Origin of the sequence: Candidatus Foliamicus sp., assembly GCF_965221325.1 — a bacterium.
Taxonomy (GTDB): domain Bacteria; phylum Pseudomonadota; class Gammaproteobacteria; order Steroidobacterales; family Foliamicaceae; genus Foliamicus.
In genome coordinates, this window is the sequence record NZ_OZ244880.1 from 1,461,168 (window position 1) to 1,479,962 (window position 18,795).

An 18,795-nucleotide genomic window follows, 5' to 3' on the forward strand; every position below is an offset into this window, starting at 1 on the left:
GAAATTTTATCCCGCCGTAACAAGGGTTTTGGGGTGGGTTCGTGTAAGCTAACGATGGCATGGAGAAGCTGCTGGCGATATCTGCGGTCGGGCCCATTGAAGACCTCTCGGCGCGCGAACTCTGCGAAGTGATAAGTGAGGCTGGAGGCGAAATTCGCGACGCGCGAATGACGGTTTTAGGAAGCAGTTTCGGAGCCTTGCTGCTGGTCGAAGGAAACTGGCACACCACCAGCAAGGTTCGCGGCGCGTTGGAGCGCATGAGCAAACGCACCGGGTGCGAGGTCTCGATTAGTGAAACGCCCCCGCGGACGGGTCCATCTCCGGCGGCCCCCTATCACGTGGAAGCCGTCGCGCTGGAGCGCGAGAATCTTGCTCTGGCGCTGGTAAGCTTCTTCGCGCGGCGCGAGTTGCCAGTCGCCGAAGTCCATGCGCGGCGCTACAATGCCCCAAGCACCGGCGCGGCTATGCTGGCAGTGCGCATTGAGGTTCATGTGCCGCGTGATGTGGGAATCGCGCTGCTGCGCGAAGAGTTTCATGATTTCTGCGACAAGAACAACCTGGACGCGGTCATCGAGCCGATCCACGGTTAGCGCGGATGGAGCAGATCAGGAGAAGAGGAGAAGCGAATGAGTACGACCCAAATCGGCAAACCGGCCCCGGACTTCGATACCGCAAGCACGGCCGGGGGTACGCAAACCTTGGGCGCGCTCAAGGGCCACAAGCTGGTACTGTATTTCTACCCCAAGGACAACACCTCGGGATGTACTCTTGAAGGACAGAATTTTCGCGATCTCCACGACCAATTCGAGGCCGCCAACGCGGTAATACTGGGCGTTTCGCGCGAGTCCATCCGCTCGCACGACAATTTTCGCGCCAAGCAGAGCTTTCCGTTCCACCTGCTCTCGGATCCGGACGAAACGCTATGCAACGCATACGGCGTGATCGTTGAGAAGAGCATGTACGGCCGCAAGTACATGGGCATAGACCGCAGCACCTTCCTGATCGACGAGCAGGGCGTTCTGCGCAAGGAATGGCGCAAGGTAAAAGTGAAAGGACACGTCGACGAAGTGCTGGAGGCCGTGCGCGCCTTGTGAGCGACTGCCGGCGCTCAGCATCCCATCGCGCCGCTTGCGCGGCGCTGGCGTTGCTGCTGGGCACGCAGAGCCTGCCGGCGGGAGCCCAGACCGGTCGGGAGCAGGCCCTGCCGGACATGGGCAGTCTCGCGGATTCGGCTCTCACCAGTCAGGAGGAGCGGGAAATCGCACTTAGCGTCATTGAGCAGATTCGTCGCGCGGGCAAGCTGGTCAACGATCCGGAAATCAACGAGTACGTGGCCGACCTGGGCGGGCGGCTGGCCTACCGGGCGCAAAACGGCGACCACCAGTTTCATTTCTTCGTGGTGCAGGACCCGTCAATCAATGCCTTCGCGCTTCCCGGCGGTTATATCGGCGTCCACACGGGGCTGATCGAAGCCACTGCCAACGAAAGCGAGCTGGCCGGAGTTCTGGCGCACGAAATTGCGCACGTGACGCAGCGGCACATCTCTCGCCAGATTCAAGCCATGCGCGGCACCGGCATCATGTCGATGGCCATGCTGGTGGGCGCGCTGCTGGTGGGGAGCCTGATGGGAGGCGGCGGAGAAATGATGCAGGGCGCGCTGATGGCCACCCAGGGCGCAGCCTTGCAGCAGCGTATCAACTTTACCCGGGCGCACGAATACGAGGCCGACCGAATCGGCATCGGCACACTGGCCGAGGCCGGTTTCGATCCGCGAGGTCTGCCATCGTTCTTCGAAACCATGTCGCGCAGGGATTCGCTGGCGGCGGCCGCGGTGCCGGAAATTCTGCGCACGCACCCGGTGGGCGTGAACCGGATCGCCGAGGCGCGCGGGCGCATTGCCCCGCAAATGATGCGTGATGTGGACAGCAGCCTCAACTACTACCTCGCCCGCGCACAAGCCCGCCTGCTGGACAGCGAAAACCCCGAATCGGCACTGCGGCACTTCCGGTCGCTGCCGACCACGGAGAATCCTGCCAACATCGGCAAGTTCTACGGAGAGGCGTTGGCGCTGCTGGAAGTCGGCGAGCCGGTCGAGGCACAAGCCGTGCTGCGTACACTGCTGGCCGAATACCCGAACTCTATCCCGCTGCGCATAGCCGCGGCGCGCGCGTCCGCGGCTGCCGGGCGCATGACCGAGACGCGGCGCGCCTTCGACGATGCACTGCACCTGTTTCCGGGCAATCTCAGCATTGCCCACCGCTATGCCGAGACGCTGATCGCAAACGGTCAGGCGCCAATGGCGCGCGAGTTGTTGCTGGAATACCTGATCAGCGGCAAACTCAACCCGGAAACCACGCGTCTGCTGGCCCAAGCCAGCGGAGAATCAGGCCAAGTGGCCGATGCCCACTATTTCATGGCCGAGTACGAATTGATGCGGCTCAACCTCAACGGTGCGCACACCCAACTGGAGTTGGCGCTGAAGGCGGCCGAACAATCCGACGCAGTGCGCCGCAGTCGCATCGAGGCGCGTCTGGAGCAAGTGGAGCTGATGGCGGAGCGGGGCGACAGAGGTAGAGACGATGCGGCGGAACCGGAACAGGACCGGGAGGAAACTGCTGACCAACCAGGATAGAGGGGGGAAACACAAAATGACGAATCGCTTTCAGGAATGGTGGACGCTGAAGGCCGAGGAGGAGCAGCGCAGCGCGGATAACCCGCTCACGCCGCTCAGTGACAGCCAGCGACGCAACACTTTGCCGCTGCTGACGCTGGCCTTCGGATGGGGCTTCTTGGTGACCGGCCTTTTGACCGGCGGCGCCCTCGGCAAGGGGATGAGCTTCTGGCCGGACGCCGTGCAAGCTTCCTTCTTCGGCAACCTGGCCAATTTCGCGATCGGGGCCGTGGTCGGTTACATGGGATACAAGACCGCCTGCAACAGCGGCCTGCTCTATCGGCTGGTGTATGGACGAATCGGAGCCTATCTGCCGGTTTTGTTCATCGCCCTTCTCACCATCGGTTGGCAGGGCATCGTGGTAGGCGCCTTTGGTTTCGCCTGGGCGCAGGACTTCGACTCCGCGACTTTCTACGCAATCGCCCTGTTTGCCGGGATCCTATTCACCGTCACGACCTACTTCGGCGTCAAGGCGCTGGAATGGGTCAGCGTACCGTCGGTGGTGATTCTGGTGGCTGTGGGCCTTTATTCCATCGACCTGAATGTGGGTCAGGCAGGCGGCTAGGATGCATTTCTGGCGCTTTCCTCCGAGAAGGCCGCCGGCGCGGAATATCCATTGAGCGTGCTGGGCGGCGTCAACGCCGTGATCGGCTCCTGGATAGTAGGCGCGGTAGTGATGGCGGAATACACGCGCTTCGCCAAACGCGCCTGGGTAGCGATTGCGATCCCGTTCATCGTGCTCATCATCGCCCAATGGTTTCTGCAGATTGTGGGCGCGCTGGGCGGCGTGGTGTATGGCGGTGACGGCGATTTCACTTCCTACCTGCGCGAACAGGCCGGCTGGATCGCACTGCTGGGCGTGGTGGGCATGAGCGTGGCGCTGTGGACCACGGGTGACGCCAATCTCTACCTGCCGGTCATTCAGACATCAAGCATAATGCGCCGCCCGCGGCGGGTCATGACGGTGATCTGCGGGTTGCTGGGAACTTTGTTAGGGCTGGGGATATACCAGTATTTCCTCACCTGGATAGGCACACTGGCCATAATCGTTCCGCCGCTTATCGGGCCGGTCATCGCACACTACTACATCGTGGCGCGGGGGCGCATGAACGCCAATGACGATTCCAGCCTGCCCGCCGCAAACTGGGCGGCCCTGCTGGCCTATCCGCTGGGATTGCTGAGCTACTTTTTCGCGCCGGAATGGCTGGTACCGGCACTATCCGGTCTGGTCGGCTCCATGGTGGCCTACTTGATCCTGCACTACGCCTTCGGCGGGCGACGCGCTGGCGGTTGATCGGCTGTAGAACGTCCGCGGCTTCGGGGAGAGACTAAGCGGCTTCGAGTTCCGCGTGGTAATCGCCGGTGCGCGCCAAGCCGTTGAGTCGAGCGCGTTCGCCGAACGCCTGCTGCGCAGCCGGCAGGAGTTCTGCCCTGCCCTGCCAAGCCGCCAGGGCCGGAGCTTGGAGAGCGCGTCCGTAGGAAAAGGTCAACTCCCAGGGATGCGGCCCGCGCGTATTCATAGCGCTGAGATGAGCGGTCGCTTCCTCGGCCGACTGCCCGCCGGACAGAAACGCGATGCCCGGTACCTCCGCCGGCACCTGCGCCTGGAGCGCGCGCAACGTAGCTTCGGCAACTTCATCGACCCCCGCCTGAGCCGCACATTCGCTACCCGAGACCACCATATTGGGCTTGAGCACTATCCCTTCCAGCTCTACCCGATGCCGCTCCAATTCGTCGAACACCTGGTCGAGGACTTCCACGGTCACCTGCTCGCAGCGCGCAATCGGGTGCGGCCCATCCATCAGTACTTCCGGCTCCACGATGGGAACCAGGCCTGCCTCCTGGCACAGCGCCGCATAGCGCGCCAAGGCATGCGCATTGGCGTGCACGCAGTAGTCGCTGGGTGCTCCCTCACCGATGGCAATGACCGCCCGCCACTTCGCGAACTGCGCACCCAGACCGCGATACTCGGCCAGGCGTTCGCGCAATCCGTCCAGTCCTTCGGTAATTTTCTCGCCTGGAAATCCCGCCAAGGGCTTGGCGCCCTTGTCCACCTTGATCCCCGGAATCATGCCGCGTCCGGACAAGTAGTGCGGAATCGGCTCGCCACTGGGCATGGATTGCCGCAAGGTTTCGTCAAACAGAATGACGCCGCTTATGTGGCGCTCCGCCTCCGGAGTGGAAAACAGCATGCAACGGTAGTCACGGCGCAAGGTCTCGCTGGATTCCACGCCAATGCCCGCAAAACGCTTGCCGATCGTTGGCGTACTCTCGTCTGCGGCCAGGATGCCCTTGCCCGGCGCCACCATTGCCTGCGCTGTGGCCGACAGGCCGGCATTATTCATATTGTCCCACCCGGTTGGCTGAACCATCGGCGCACGCTTGGGACCAGCGTGCGCGAATGGGTCAATTGTCGATTAGATTTACGACATCGTCCAAACTATTCAGTTGGACATCGTCCCGGTTGAGGATCGAGACGCCGAACTCGCCTTCGATTTTCTTCAACACGGCTACCTTGTCGAGCGACGACAGTTCATCCAGATTTACCTCGCCAGCGCCGAGGCTTTCCTTCACAAGACTTCTGATGCGATCTGCAGTATTGCTCATAACTTCTTCCTCCCATTAGGGTTTATGGCTAGCAAAGGCCACCGAGACGGCAATTCATCCCCCGAGACCAGATGCCGTTGCTACTATACGAGCATCAGCGCGAATGTTGCAACCTTTTGTACCGGTTCACGACATATGGGACTGAGCGTGTTCGGCTGTCCTGTATTTTCGAAGGTATTGCATTGGTGTGAGCAAGTCCAGGGCGTAGTGAGGTCGGACATGGTTGTAGAAGTGCTGGTATTGTGCCAAGGCGGGTGCGGCGTCCTTGACGGTGAGTTGTCCGCTGTAGAGGTTCCAGAACTCGGTTTTTGAGCTGTCGTTGGCGCGTTCGACGACGCCGTTGAGCTGGGGGCTTTTGGGTGGCAGTACGGCGAGGGGGATTTGGAGCGTCTGGCAGGCGTCTTCGAACTCGGCGCGGAACTCGGCGCCGCCATCGACTTGCAGGGATTGCAGCGGACAGGGCAGTTCGTTTCGGACTGCTTGCAAGAAGCGCCGGGCGTTGTTGGCGGTAGCCCGGGAATACACGCGCACGACCAGTTGTTTGCTGACCGGGCAGACGGCCTTGAACTCTTTGAGCGTATCGCCGTCGCGCGACACACTCATGTGATCGATCTGCACCCACTCGCCGGGCTGAGCGGCCTTCACGCCGGGACGCCAGCGCTGGGCGTGTCCGTTGGCGAAGTTGCGCCTTCGCTTGGCCGTCACCCGCCCGCGGCAGAACGCGCACGGCGTGATCCGGCGCAGGCATACGCCCTTGACGAGGATCCGTCCAATGGTCGATTCCGACAGGAGGATTCCTTCGCGATCCAGCATCACCTTAAGGCGCCGCTTGCCCATGAACGGATAGTGCTTGCGCATCCGCCATACGGCCCATTCCTGGGCCCGCGTCCAGCGCGCGGGATGGGTGCGTCTCGGGCGGCGGCTTTTGGCTGCCAGCCCCTTCACGCCTTGAGAACGGTAGCGCGCCTGCCAGCGGTAATAGGTGGATCGGGACCAGCCGACCGCGCGCAGAGCCGCGGCCTCGCCGCACCCCTCTGCGCGTAACTCCCGATAGGTCTCGATCTTGCGTAAGCGCTCAAATGCATCGCCCGGCGTGGTATCGTCCATGCGCACACGTTTCATCCCCAGGGACTTGATTTGCATGGTTCGGCTCCTTTTTGTTTGTTCGAAAAACAAAGGCTAACCGAACCCGCGCCCCGGCGAGCGCCGGGGCGCACCTCTTTTCCTTGCGTCGCTACGCTCCCTGCGGAAAAGAGCTGCGCCGTTCCCGCCCCATCAGAGCAGAAACCACCCCTCCATCACTTCGGCACCAGTCCCACATGTGTCTGAACCCGGACACCTTTTTCACCTTCATGTACAGGCACTCCGATACGCCGAGCGAGGGGTAGCGAAAACGCGCCAGCGTGTTGCTTTTGGGCCTGTCCCGACTATGATAACTAGGCTGTTGCGCCCGCAAATGGAAGCATCAAGACATTTCCTCGACCTCTGAATGGATGCGAGTCGCCATGACGAACAAGGCCGAGTGGACACTGCCCGAGCCGCTCTCGATCCACAATGTACAGGTCGATGACAGCACGGAGATCGCTGTGCGTCGGCACGGCAACCCGCACGGCCCTCGGCTCGTTCTAAGTCACGGCAACGGTCTCGCGGCCGATCTTTATTTTCCGTTCTGGTCGCTGCTCGCCGACGATTTCGACCTGACGATATACGACATTCGCAACCACGGCTGGAACACGGTCGGCGTTCGGCAGGACCACAACATTCCGACACTGATTTCCGACCATGACCTCATCCTCAAGGCCATCGTTCGGGAATACGGCGAAAAGCCAACCGTTGGTGTGCATCACTCACTATCGGCGCTTGTAACGCTGATGTCTTTCAGCAAACTCTATTCGGCCCTCATTCTGTTCGATCCGCCGCTGTGCAAACCCGCAGCCAGCGAATCGGAATTCATAAAGGCGGCGGAGCGGACAACGGCGCAGATCCGGCGCCGTACAGAACGCTTCGACTCCGAACAGCAATTTGTCGAAATTCTTGCCCTGGTTCCCGGATTCGGCCGCGTAGTGCCTGGCGTACATGAACTCATGGCGAGATCGACCCTTCGCAAGACCGCCGACGACGAAGCTTATGAACTACGATGCCCTCGCGATTACGAGGCCCAGATCACGGAATACGCGAGGAGCTTCGCGCCACTGCTGGATCTGAAAACGCTAACCTGCCCAACGAAAGTCATCGGCGCCGATCCCACGCTGCCCTACGCGTATCTGCCAACCTTCGACCTGAGCCATGCATCGGCCGTCGACTACGATTTCGTGCCCGAGACGTCGCACTTCCTGCAGTTGGAGAAGCCGGAGCGGTGTGCCGCGCTGGTCCGGGAATACCTCGCAGGCCACGGCATTCCCTAGCGGCCTGCCGTTCTCATTTCGTGAGCCAGTAGCTCCGGCGCTGGAACGGATAGCCTGGAAGCGCGATCCGACGTCTGACCTCGCCCGCGAAGAGTCCCGTAAAGGAAACCGGGAGACCTGCCTCATAGGCTTCGGCGACGGCATCCACGAAGCCGACGTCGGCGCGTACCGCTCGATTAGTCCCCTCTTTCGACACCTGCTTCAGACTCCCGATCGTGATCGGCGCAGCCGCGCCGTTAGAGGTCCAGGCGCTCAAGAGTGCTGCGCCGAGTGCGGTTCCAGGGCCGATCTCAATGATCGCATCAACCCCCAGTTCCGCCAGGGTTTCCGCGCAACGCTCCATCGAAGCGGATTCCTGTGCCTGACGGAGCCAGTAGTCCCGACCCGGCACTTCCCCTGAATCCAGCAACCGACCGGTAATGGCGCTCACGAGCGGGGTCGTCGGCGAGCCATGCGATACATCTTTTAACAAGGTTTCCGATTCGTCGGTCGCCGCCGCCAGCCGAAATCCGTCTTCCAATGAAAAGGCACCGGCGGCCAACGCCGCCACCATCGCCCCCGCGCCGCTCCCGTATACCACGCCAGGCCGAATGCCGACGCTCGACCAGAGCGCGGTGAGCGCGCATGCAAGCGCATAATTTGCCGCTCTGTGCCACGCTGCGCCATCGGAACCCATCTTCGAAGTTGCCCCATTGAACATTGCTTCGAGCAGCGACTCGCCCTGTCTCTCGCGAATAACAGCATCGCAGCGGTCCAGTACCGCCCGTATCGACGGCTCGTTCCGATAAAGCGTCTCGACCAGGCTTGTCTGAACGCCGATATCGTCCGGATAAACGAAAGCGATTTTCGTGGCCGACGCCGGTTTCGGGAGGTGTTCGGCACTCACGAGCGCCTTCAGGTGCGTGCTGAGCAAAGCGGCATCGTTGAATACAATGCCCGCGCGCCACTCAAGATGACTTCGTCCTACGCCGGCCGTCCAGGCCATATCGGAGAGCAGCGGATCGGACGCCGCACGGTCGGACGAAATTTCGCCCGCGTGCTCGTCCAGCCACGACAGATACCTGCCCGCCAGTGCCTTCAGGGCGTCCTGCGTTTTACCCGAGAGCGGCAGTAGACGTGTCTCGCGTGCGGTGTGTGCGTATCCGTCCTGCGAAGACACCACCACCGCCTCCGGCAATGGTGTTGCGACAGGCTTGGCGGCCCCTGCCGGGGCAGGAGCACCGGCGCCGTTGGCGCCGATACCGTTGGCCGTGCCGAATCCTTCCAACACGACATGGGCATTGACGCCCGAAATCCCGAAAGCGCTGACGCCCGCCCTCGGTGGCCGGTCCGCGTCGCTGGGCCAGCCGGTCGCGTCCTCGGCCACCTGCACAGGTAACTGGTCCCACTCGATAAGCGGGCTCGGGCTGCGGAAGTTCAGGTGCCGGGGGATCGTTCCACAACTCATCGCAAGCACCGTCTTGATCAGACTGGCCACGCCCGATGCCGATTCGAGATGCCCGATGTTGGTCTTTACCGAGCCGATCAGCAGCGGACGCTCTGCGCTCCGGCCCTTGCCGTAAACTGCCGCGGCCGCCTTCACTTCGATGGGATCGCCAAGCTCCGATCCCGAACCATGCGCCTCCAGATAGTCCACCTCGGAGGGAGCGAAACCGGCCCGTGACAGGGCCTGCTCAATCACCCGTTCCTGTGCCGGACCGTTCGGGACAGTCGCGCCGGCTGCGGCGCCGTTATGGTTCACAGCGGACCCGCGGATCACTGCCCATATGCGGTCGCCGTCGGCTTCGGCGTCGGCAAGTCGCTTGAGCACAACCATCCCGCATCCTTCGCCGCGCACGAATCCGTCGGCATCGGCATCGAAGGTCCTGCACAGACCTTCGCGCGAAAGAAGCCCCAAGTCCGCCATTTCACGAGTCACGGGAGCGGAGAGTACAGCGCTCGCGCCACCGACCAGGGCCAGATCGGCCACACCCAGACGCAAGTCGGTCACCGCCTGATGAACGGCAACCAGCGACGAGGCGCAATTCAGCCCAACCGGCATCACCGGCCCGGTAAGGCCGAAATGGTAGGAAAGGCGCCCGACCGCCATGCTCGCAGCGGTGCTCAGATAGCCGATGCCGTGATCTCCGGACTTCATCAGGTCGCGGTATTCGCTGGACGCGACACCGGCATAGACGCCGGCGTTGCTGCCCTTGAGGCGGTCCGGATCGATCCCGGCGTCCTCCAGCGCCTGCCAGGTAGTCTCCAGCAACATGCGCTGCTGCGGATCCATCAACTGTGCTTCGATAGGCGAAATTCCGAAGAACTGCGCATCGAACTGATCGATTCCATCCACGAATGCGGCTTTCGCGTAGTGAGCGTATCCAGCCGGCAAGCTGTCCGCAAAATCGCTCCATGGTCCTGTTTCGCTGCGCTCGTCGGCCACTGCATCCGAGCCGGAATCGAGCTGTCGCCAGAAGGCCGGCAGATTGGGTGCATCGGGGAACCGGCATGCCATTCCCACGATGGCGATGCCGTCGGAACGGTCCGCGCCATCGGTTAGCTCGGACGGCTCCGGAACCGGCTCCGGCTGCGCCGAAGGCGTCTCGCCCCCGATAACCGGCGCGAGCTCGCTCGCCAGATAGGTGGAAAGGGCGGCGATGTCGGGATAGTCGAATACCACCGTATTCGAAGCAGTGTAGTTGCCCGCGAAGGCGCGGTTCAGCCGGTTCCGCAGTTCTACGGCCATCAGCGAGTCCAGACCAAGGTCGAAAAAACCGACAGTGGCCCCGGGTGTCGCAGACAACCTCAGGATCGCCTTGACTTCTCCCTGCAGGAACGAGGCGAGCACGTCCTTGCGCATAGCTGCGGGCGCCTCGCGTAGCCGGGAAAGAAGATCCGCGCCCAAGGGCTCGGCAGCGTCGTCGTCCGGGCCGTCGGACAGCAGATGTTCCAGCAGTTGCGGGCGGGAATCGAGGGATTCGCCAAGGGCCGCCCAGTCGCGCGCAAGCACGACGGCGACCGTGGAATCTTCCCGCACCAGCCGGTCGAGCGCACGGATACCCTGTTGTGGGGCAATCCACTCGAGCCCGCCCGCCGCGAAGCGCAGCGTGATGCGCTCGCGCTGCTCCTCTGCCTCGCCGATCTCCGACCACGCGCCCCAGGCGATGGTCTGACCTGGGAGCCCGAAAGCGCGCCTATGCGCGGCAAGCTGGTCGAGGAATGCATTGGCCGCCGCGTGGTTTGCCTGACCCGGATTGCCGAGAACGCCAGCGGCGCTCGAGAAGAGGACAAACAGGTCGAGATCGCGATCGATAGTCGCCTGGTGCAGGTGCCATGCACCCAGGACTTTGGGCCACAACACGGTTTCGAAGTTGTCCCACTTCTGGTTACCGATCGCGGCATCCGAAAGCACGCCCACGCTATGGATGACGCCGCCGAGCGCCGGCAGGCCCGCGTCAATGCGCGCCAACATGGCGTCCACCGCCGGCGCATCCGTCACGTCGGCGAGCTCTACGCGGATGTCGGCTCCGCGTTGGCGCAGCGTCTCGATTTGCTCTTCGATCTCGGTATCCGGTGGCCGCCGGCCGTTAAGCACAATGGTGCCGGCGCCGCGATCAGCGAGCCAGCCGGCCACCGCGCAGCCGATGCCGCCGAGCCCGCCGGTAACCAGGTAACTGCGGTCATCGCGCAGACGCCCCCTAGCCAGCGGCGAGTTCGTAAACACGATCTTCCCGATGTGGCGAGCGTTCTGCATGCACTTCATCGCGGCCCCGGCCTCGGCCAGCGGCCATCGAGCGTGTAGCAGCGGGGTGAGTTCGCCCGCTTCGAACCGTTCCATGAGCCGTTCCAGGATTTCGCCCACCCGCGCCGGCTCTTCCTCCTTGAGGACATCAGCCATCAGGATGGCGTAAGACACGTCCGGCCGCACGGCCGCCATCTCCTCTTCGCTCAGAATGCCCATCCGGCCCGCTTCCACAAAGCGCCCGCCCTCGGTGAGACATTCGAGACTTGCCTCGATAAAGCCTTCGCCGGTCAGGCTATTCAGCACCATGTTGACGCCCGCGCCGTTCGTGGCGTCGAGGACATCCTGGGCGAACGCCGTTGTGCGGCTGTCGAACACGTGGTTCACGCCTAGAGATCGGAGATAGTCGCGCTTGCGAGCGCTGGCCGTGGCGAAGACTTCCGCACCGCCCGCCTGCGCCAGTTGGATCGCTGCAAGCCCGAACCCGCCTGCGCCGGCGTGAATCAGAACCCGGTCGCCGGCATCAAGCCCGGAAAGCTCGAACGACAGCGCCGCCGATACGAATGCTGAAGGAATCGTCGCAAGTTCGGTAACCGAGAAGCTCGGTGGTACGGGCACGACCATGTCTTCCACGGTTACGGTCTCTGAGCCGTAACTGCGGTGCGACATTCCGACGACACGGTCTCCCACGGCGCACCTGGTGACGCCCTCCCCTACTTCGAGTATGCGGCCGCAGAATTCCCCGCCCATGAAACCGTCGGCAACGCCAATGGCGATAAGCAAATCCCTGAAATTGAGGCCGAAGGCTTCGATCGCGGCGCGAACCTCGCCCCGTTTCAAGCGTCGTTCCGGCACCGACACCACGCCGATCGCATCCAGAGAGCCGCCCGCATCGGGCTCCAGCACCCAGCCGGGGGCCTCGGGCAGGCTCAGCCGGTCCGTGACCGCCGACGCGCGAACCAGCCGCGCACCCCGGCGGCGGCCGAAACGATGAGCGATATGGGTCTCGGCGTCGGGGTAAAGAAACTCGTCAGCCAGTTCTAACGGAAGTTCGGCATCGGCGGGATCGAGATCCAGCATTCTCGCTTGCAATTGAGGCGCTTCCGGCACTACCACCTTGCCGAATCCCCAGAGGGTCGCGCCAGCCAGTTGCCCGCCCCTCTCACGCTCCAGCACCTGGGCGCCCCGCGTCAGAAACCAGAGGCCCTTGGCCAAAGTCAGATCGCAATCCACCAGGGCTTGGGTCAGGGCTAGCGCGCTTGCCGCTGCATGACGCACGTCCTCGCCCATTTCCTGCGTACTTGCCTGTGCGCCGTGACCGTCCAGACCGGCCAGATGCACGACCCCAACCAGCGGCGGATCTGCGGGCAGTTCTTCAAGAACGGACTTCCAGGATTCGCGCCGCTCCGCTTCCACGAACACTTCGGCGACAACCGCGCCGGTCGCCTCCAAGGGCCGGCCGGGATCTGTATCCGCACCGGCAAGGACGACCGTCTGGTTGTGCGCCGCGAGCACCGCCGCGAGTTCGGCCGCCACGTCGCCACGGTCGGCGGCCAGCACCCACATGCCTGGAGTTTCCTTCACTTCCGCCGGACCCTGCGCCATGATCACGCCGCGGTCCGGGTTGGCGTCCGGGTCGGATTCGTCCACACCCAGTATCGCAATATCCTCGAAGCCGGCGTCCACCAGCGCCTGACGCCATACGGAGGGTTCGGCAAGCGCGTGGTGCGGGCGATACTTGTCGGCGAAGCGCCACCAACCGTCGAGCTGGCCGAAGGTCAAGTCGAGCCAGCCTTGGCCGAGCATGTTCTCCAGCGCCACCAACTGGCCCGACGGGGCGAGGAGTTCGAGACAGTGCGCGAGCGTCTCGTTCAGGAAACGCGTCGCATGCAGCACGTTGGAAGCGATCACCAGGTCGTAGCCGTGGCGGTCGAAGCCCTGTTCCACCGGATCCTTTTCGATATCAAGAGCCCGATAGTCGATCGACGCCTCTACCCCGCCGAAGCGCGCCTCCGCCTCCGCGAAGAAGCCCGCGGAAATATCCGTATAGGTGTAGTCGTAGCGTCCCTCCGGCAGTTCGGGGAGTATCGCGGCGGTTGCCGAGCCGGTGCCGGCGCCCACTTCCAGCACCCTCAGCCTCCGCCCTTCGGGCATGTCGCTAAGCAACGCCGCTGCCGCGTCCGTCAACAACTGGTTCGCGGCGCGAGACACCGCGGCTTTCACATAGAGATCGGCCGCCGTCGGCTCGCCGCTGCTGAACAACAGTGTCAGCGGATCCATTCGTCCCCGCAGGACATCGGCCAGCGCTGCACCACTGCGCCGGAACAAACCGATTTCGGTCGCTCCATGCGGGTATCGCGCCGCCAACCCGTCCGCCGTCGCCTCGGGGACCTTGGGCAGCACCTCCGGCCATGGTTCGCCAGACGCGACGGCAACCGCGAATCCATTGCCGGACTGCTCCAGCACTCCGGCTCGGGCAACCATCTCCAGCATGCGGCGAAAAAGCTGCTCGTGCTCCGCCCCGACACCCAGACTCTCGCGCAATTCGGCGGGCTCCACGGTCGCGCCCACCTCCCGCTTCCAGCCAAGCTTGTCCAGGGTCGCAAGAGCGTACGCGTCGGCCAGTTGACCCATTTCGGTCACCATGGCTGCCCTGTCGCCAGCATCGACGCCCTCGTTGGCCAGATAATTTGGGAAAAAGCTCGTGTTTGCGAAAATCTCGGACGGGCTGGTCAGGAAGTCGGCAGACGTGATACCCGGCGCGAGTGGGCAGTCCTGCCAGACGACCTCGTAGAGTAGCTCGTCAATTCCTTCCGCCGCCGACAACAGCGCCGCCCGCGTCGCCCGCTTTACCGTAAATCCGGCCAGTTCTCCGACGAGGGCCCCTTTGGAGTCAAAAAGGCGCATATCCGCCGCATGGACCTCCGGCAGTTCCTCCGCATCCTTGCCCGCGCCTTGCGGGCTTTCCTGCATGCGCACATGGCAAATGAGCCGGTTCGGCAGACGGCCAGCAAGCCATAGACGTTCCCATGCGAACGGCAGATAAGTGGCGTCTTCTGCACCGCCATCGGGATTGCGCGCCGCGCCGAAGGCCTGAAAACAGCCGTCAAGAAGCAGTGGATGCACGTCGAGCGGACCGCGTTCGAAACCCACCGGAAGCGCCACTTCGGCCACCGCCTCGCCGGTTCGTGCCCAAAGCGCCGCAAGTGTGCGGAAGGAAGGCCCAAGTTCGATCCCCACCGCTGCCTTGGCACGGTAATAGGCCGCGACATCCACCTCTTTCAGGCCGGCCGTCAGTTCCTCGACATCCTGCGCCGCGCCAACGCCCGGCACCCCGGCGGCAGCCGCCGAAATCCGGCCTTCTGCATGCAAGGTCCAGTCGTCTTCGCCCTCGCCCCTGCTGAGAACGCGAACCCGGCGAGTCACATCGTCAGCGTCGTCAATGAGGACTTGCATCCGCCGGCCCGCATCCGCTGCGCCGTTTTCGGCTTCTTCGTCGGGAAGAACCAAGGCGTTATGCATCGCGAAATCCTCGATGACTGCCGATTCGGCACCCTCGGCAAGAGTCGCCGCCGCGGCCATCGCCCCATAAAGCGCACCCGGCGCGATAACGCGACCGAATACCCGATGATCGTCAAGCCACACCGGGTCTACCGGGAAGACCACGGTATCGAATGTAATCTCCCCACTTGCGGATTCGTGCCGCGCTCCCAACAAGGGATGACCGAGTTCCGACCGCCGCCTGTTCCCTTCGACCCAATAGGACTCGCGCTCGAAGGGATAGCCCGTCAATGCGATCCGGCGACGCTCCTCGCCGGCAAACAACCCGTCGAAGCGGAGCGACAGCCCTGCCTCGTAAGCACCGGCAACTGCCTCTACAAAACCGCCACCGCTGCCCGCTCGGGGCGGTTCTTCATCTTTCGCCGGGCGGAGCAGGCTCGACACAACGACTGGCGGTGCAGCCTTGCCGTCCTCCGGCCACGCCATGGTTGCCATCGGCCCCAGCACGGCATGGGGTCCGATCTCGACAACTGCGTCAACGCCCATCTCCGCCAGCGTCTCGACACAGGCGCGAAAAGCGACTGGCTCGCGCGCTTGCCGCCGCCAATAGGCCGCGTCCGGCGCCGCATCCGCATCGAACGCGCAGCCGGTCAGGTTGCTGACGAAGGGGATAGACGAAGGCTTGAATTTGATCCCGGCCAGCGCCGCTTCAAGCGCGTCCAGCGCAGGTTCGACCATGGCGCTGTGATAGGCCGGGCTCTTCCGCAGCCGCGCAACCCGCAGCTCTTGCGCCTCCAGAGCTTCCTGGAATGCGCCGATCTGCTCCGCCGGGCCGCTAACGACTTGGTGGGCGCCGTTGTCCGCTGCTATGCAGAGGCCGATGCCGGCGAATGCGGCATTGTGCGCGTCCAGCGCCTCGGCCACGCGCGGCGCCGGTGCAAACACGGCCGCCATGGCGCCTTCGCCAGGGAGGTCTCCGATGAGCTGGCCTCGAGCCGCAGCAAAGCGCAACCCGGCTTCAAGACAGAATACGCCGCCGGTATACGCGGCCGCGATTTCACCCAAGCTGTGCCCGACTACGACATCGGGGCGAACTCCGAGACTTGCCCACAACTCGGTCAGCGCACATTCGAGCGCGTAAATCGCCGGTTGTTTCCATTGCGGATCATCCAGGTTACCCGCCGCCCCCGGCCGGCCGAACATCACGTTTAGCAGGGATGCGCCACGTTCTTGGGCAAGCACGGCATCACAGCGGTCGAGCACGGCCCGAAACACCGGCTCGCTGGCATACAGCGCCTCGCCCATGCCGGGCCATTGACTGGCCTGCCCGGTATAGGCAAAAGCGACCTTCCTGGCTGCCGGAGCCGCCTGGCTTACTTCCGCCTCGGAGAGCTGCCGCAGCCCTGTCCGCAAGGAGGCAGCGTTCCGGAAGACCACGGCAGCGCGGTGGTCGAAATGGCTGCGTCCAGCGGCAGCCGTCCAAGCCATGTCGGCAAGCAAATCCGCGCCGCTGTCGCCTGCGGTCAAGATGTCGGCGCGTTCGTCGAGCCATGACAAGTAGTTTTGGGCAAGCTCACGAAGAACCGCACCCGACCTGCCGGAAAGCGGCAGGAAGCGCGTCCTGCGAGGATGAAGTCCTGCGCCGCCCGCCGGGCCGCCGTCGGCGGACAACGAGACGGCAATGGCGCGCGGCGACCCGGAGGGTCCGTGGGTCGGATCGCCGACAAGCTCTTCCCGCCGTTCACCGTAGCCCTCCAACACAACATGGGCGTTGGTCCCGGACCAACCAAAGCCGCTGACACCCGCTCGCGGCGGGGCACCGGAAATCTGTGGCCATTGCGTGGGCGTTGCCGTCACCTTCAGCGGCAGCCGGTCCCAATCGATCTTCGGGCTTGGGTCCTGAAAATGCAGGTGTCTGGGGATGATTCCCTGCCTCATGGCCAGCACGGTCTTGATCACCCCGGCGATCCCTGCCGCCGCTTCGAGATGGCCGATATTGGTCTTGACCGAACCTATCAACAGAGGCCGGTCCGGGTCGCGCCCCCGACCGTAGGCTGTGCCCGTCGCCTGCGCTTCGATGGGGTCGCCAACATCCGTGCCTGTCCCGTGCGCCTCAACATAATCCACGTCCGAGGCGCTTAAACCGGCTCGTTGCAATGCGGCCGCTATAACCTTTTCCTGCGCTGGCCCGCTCGGCACGGTCAATCCCTGGCTGGCGCCGTCCTGATTCAGCGCGCTTCCTCGAACCACCGCCCAGATGCGGTCACCTTCGGCTTCCGCGTCTGCGAGACGCTTGAGCACCACGATCCCGCAACCCTCGCCGCGCACATAACCGTTAGCAGCAGCATCGAATGTGGCGCAGCGGCCGTCCGGGGAGAGCATTCCGGCGTTGGCGCGCATCTCAAGCAACTGCCCGGACAATATCGCGTGTACGCCGCCAGCCAGAGCCAGGTCCGCCTCGCGGCGCTGAAGGCCTGCAATCGCCTGGTGGATCGCAACCAGGGAAGACGAGCAGGCGGTATCCAGCGCAAGCGCCGGGCCTTCGAAACCAAGCGCGTAAGCAACCCGGCCGATCGCCGTGTTGAAGGAAGTGCCGGTCACGGAATAGAGGCTGGCGGCGGGCTCGTCGGGCCGAGTGCGCTCCAGGATCAACCCTCGATACTCGTTATTGCTGATCCCCGCATAGACGCCGGTGCGACTGCCCTTGAGACCATTCGGATCAATGCCGGCGTCCTCCAGCGCGTGCCAGCAGATCTCCAGCATCATCCGTTGCTGGGGATCCAGAAATTGCGCCTCCACCGGCGAAATGTGGAAGAAGCCGGCGTCGAACCGGTCAAGATTGTCGAGATAGGCACCGAACCGGCAGGCTTCAGCCTTACCTTCGCCCGCAGAGAACAATGTGCCGATACGCCCGATACCGGAACCAGGCTCCCCTTCGATCACACCGCTTTCGCCCGCTTCCAGCATGCGCCAGAACGCGGCGAGACCATCCGCGCCCGGAAACCGGCAGGCCATGCCGACAATCGCTACCGGCTCATCCGGCGCATGGCCGCTGTCCCGATGACTCCCCGGGACGCTGTTCGGACTGCCTGAATTCATGTTCCGAATGTTCGCCGACGGTGCATGAAACTTCCTTCCCGGTATTTCATATCTGTTCCCGCACAGCGAATACCCGTCATATTATAGGTAGAGCAATGCTGTGGCGCCCTATACGGGAGACCGACGAAGAACTCATCGTCCACCTGAACCTGGCGCCGAATGCCTCCCGCGAACAGGAGGCATTGGGCTGGCTCGACGCAAGTGAACTCGAACGTCGAAGCCGGTTCGTGAATCCCCAATCGCGCCGCCAATTCACACTGTGCCGCTCCGCGCTTAGAGCGATTCTTTGCCGCAAGCTGGGATGCGACAACGAAGACCTTGCATTCACTGTTTCAAGCTTCGGCAAGCCTCTCGCCATTGTGGCCGGCGAGCCGGCGCGAATCGCTTTCAATGTAAGCCATGGCGGTCGCCACGGATTGATTGCCATGGCACCCGGGGGGCGCATCGGCGTGGATGTCGAGGAGCGTTCACCCGACCGTAATCTCAAGGCTTATTCAGACTTGCTGTTCACGCCCAGAGAACGAATCGAACTCGAACGGACAGAGGGCAGCGCCAAAGTCGAACTGTTTTACCGTCTATGGACCATCAAGGAGGCGCTGGTGAAGGCCGCCGGCGACGGATTGTCGATGGATACTGCGGGATTCGAGATTCCGCCCGCCCTGATTCGGGGCGATACCACCGCCGAATTCAGTTTTCCGGAAACTCCGTCGATCCGATGGCGCATAGAAAACATTGGTAACGAGCAGTTCGCGGCGGCTGTCGCCCGGGAATTGGACTAAAATAGTCCT

11 protein-coding genes are annotated in these 18,795 nt (G+C 63.3%); 7 read left to right on the forward strand and 4 right to left on the reverse strand.

Annotated elements, in window-relative coordinates:
• The first annotated feature begins 59 nt into the window (after window positions 1-59).
• The 5 genes from ACWCOO_RS06450 to ACWCOO_RS06470 are packed head-to-tail and all read left to right on the forward strand — an operon-like array spanning window position 60 to window position 3,965.
• Window positions 60-590, forward strand: a complete 531-nt coding sequence (locus ACWCOO_RS06450) for a glycine cleavage system protein R (protein ID WP_446830180.1) — start codon at window positions 60-62, stop codon at window positions 588-590.
• Between the two features lie 36 nt (window positions 591-626).
• Entirely contained in the window at window positions 627-1,094 is a 468-nt protein-coding gene (locus ACWCOO_RS06455; RefSeq protein ID WP_446830181.1) for a peroxiredoxin, read from the forward strand.
• Window positions 1,091-2,632 carry a beta-barrel assembly-enhancing protease gene (locus tag ACWCOO_RS06460; RefSeq protein ID WP_446830182.1) on the forward strand — a complete coding sequence of 514 codons (1,542 nt, stop codon included), beginning with the start codon at window positions 1,091-1,093 and terminating at the stop codon, window positions 2,630-2,632. The genes ACWCOO_RS06455 and ACWCOO_RS06460 overlap by 4 nt, the downstream gene beginning before the upstream one ends.
• Window positions 2,633-2,648: 16 nt before the next feature.
• Window positions 2,649-3,236: a hypothetical protein gene (locus ACWCOO_RS06465; protein WP_446830183.1), complete on the forward strand. Its 588-nt coding sequence runs from the start codon at window positions 2,649-2,651 to the stop codon at window positions 3,234-3,236.
• Between the two features lie 57 nt (window positions 3,237-3,293).
• On the forward strand, window positions 3,294-3,965 hold the full coding sequence (locus tag ACWCOO_RS06470) for a cytosine permease (RefSeq protein ID WP_446832010.1): 672 nt from the start codon (window positions 3,294-3,296) through the stop codon (window positions 3,963-3,965).
• A gap of 34 nt (window positions 3,966-3,999) precedes the next feature.
• On the opposite strand, the gene ACWCOO_RS06475 is transcribed toward ACWCOO_RS06470, so the two are convergent.
• From ACWCOO_RS06475 to ACWCOO_RS06485, 3 genes are all read right to left on the reverse strand, one after another.
• Window positions 4,000-5,016, reverse strand: a complete 1,017-nt coding sequence (locus ACWCOO_RS06475) for a class I fructose-bisphosphate aldolase (protein WP_446830184.1) — start codon at window positions 5,014-5,016, stop codon at window positions 4,000-4,002.
• A 61-nt stretch (window positions 5,017-5,077) separates the two neighbouring features.
• On the reverse strand, window positions 5,078-5,278 hold the full coding sequence (locus tag ACWCOO_RS06480) for a hypothetical protein (protein ID WP_446830185.1): 201 nt from the start codon (window positions 5,276-5,278) through the stop codon (window positions 5,078-5,080).
• A gap of 126 nt (window positions 5,279-5,404) precedes the next feature.
• Complete coding sequence (locus tag ACWCOO_RS06485; RefSeq protein ID WP_446830049.1) at window positions 5,405-6,421, reverse strand: helix-turn-helix domain-containing protein; 1,017 nt, start codon at window positions 6,419-6,421, stop codon at window positions 5,405-5,407.
• 362 nt (window positions 6,422-6,783) lie between these two features.
• Here ACWCOO_RS06485 and ACWCOO_RS06490 point away from each other — a divergent pair, with 362 nt between their 5' ends.
• The gene (locus tag ACWCOO_RS06490) at window positions 6,784-7,683 is read left to right on the forward strand and encodes an alpha/beta fold hydrolase (protein ID WP_446830186.1); all 900 of its coding nucleotides are present in this window, start codon (window positions 6,784-6,786) and stop codon (window positions 7,681-7,683) included.
• 13 nt (window positions 7,684-7,696) lie between these two features.
• Here the strand turns inward: ACWCOO_RS06490 and ACWCOO_RS06495 are convergent, their stop codons facing one another.
• Window positions 7,697-18,007 carry an SDR family NAD(P)-dependent oxidoreductase gene (locus ACWCOO_RS06495; protein ID WP_446830187.1) on the reverse strand — a complete coding sequence of 3,437 codons (10,311 nt, stop codon included), beginning with the start codon at window positions 18,005-18,007 and terminating at the stop codon, window positions 7,697-7,699.
• Between the two features lie 95 nt (window positions 18,008-18,102).
• Between ACWCOO_RS06495 and ACWCOO_RS06500 the strand changes: the two genes are divergently transcribed.
• Entirely contained in the window at window positions 18,103-18,786 is a 684-nt protein-coding gene (locus ACWCOO_RS06500; protein WP_446830188.1) for a 4'-phosphopantetheinyl transferase family protein, read from the forward strand.
• Window positions 18,787-18,795 lie beyond the last annotated feature (9 nt).